The organism is Vibrio sp. 03_296 (genome assembly GCF_002265885.1).
Window position 1 is genome coordinate 1 of the sequence record NZ_NPKW01000865.1, and the last position, 1,055, is coordinate 1,055.

Below are 1,055 nucleotides of genomic sequence, written 5' to 3' on the forward strand. Positions count from 1 at the left end.
GCAATCTCGACATATTGCTCTAATTCTGGTGCTTCCAACTTACCCGCACGCCAAGCTTTGGCCATGGTGCTGCCTTCGACAATATGCAAACCATGTAGTTTTATACCATCCGTACCGACCTCAATCACTTTTTCTAAGGTGGCAAAGTTATCGTCTGGAGACTTGCTTTGGTAACCCAACGATCAAATGCGTACATACTTTGATGCCCAAGGCTCGAGCTCGCTGAGTGATCTCTGCGTAGCATTCAAAATCGTGTCCACGATTGATCCGCTTTAATGGTCGTCATTGCTGGCCGTTTGCAGCCCAACTCCAACCAAATTTCATAACCTTGCTGTACGTAATCCGAGAGCAGCTCTAACACCGAAGTCAGGCACACAATCTGGGCGAGTCCCTACGTCAAAGACCGACAATATCCGCGGCTTTCAACGTCTTCTTCATACATGTTTTCAGCACCTGCACTTCAGCATAGGTACTGGTGTAGGCTTGAAAATAGGCTAAGTACTTTTTCGCGCGATGCACTTCTCCCGCTCGCTCGCTCAATTGCTCTCGAATACTTTTGACTTGAGCTTGCTCATCAGCGAACGATGCCACATTGCAGAAAGTACAGCCACCACGGCCAATCGTGCCATCACGATTGGCAGCTAAGCCCCATGAAGCGTCAACTTTATGCACTTTTTCTCCATATCGACGCTGAAGATCCTGACCAATCGTATTCACTAGCTCATGTAATTGCATTGAAAAACCACCAATTGAAAACCGCAATCATACTCACTACGATTTCTAGTAAATTAAATTACATACCTGCAAGAAAAAACACAAAATTGTAGTGAATTCAAACGAAAGCTTTTCATGGCAAAAATCAATAAACATGCATAAATAAAAGAAAAACGGGCCAATGTTGCATATTTGTTAAACGTAAAGTGCATTTTTAAACAAGAATTTTGCCTAGCTCTGGTTACTTTTCGTTGCATTCCTTAGTCACAAAATTGTAGGATACTTACACATAACCGTCATTTTTGTGAGCTTTATTACAAATCAAATGCAGGAATATGTCT

General features: G+C 42.7%; 1 pseudogene. It reads right to left on the bottom strand.

The window, feature by feature from the left end:
* Nucleotides 1-735 (bottom strand): annotated as a pseudogene (locus CIK04_RS28470) (TIGR01212 family radical SAM protein); the annotation flags it as partial.
* Between the last annotated feature and the right edge of the window lie 320 nt (nt 736-1,055).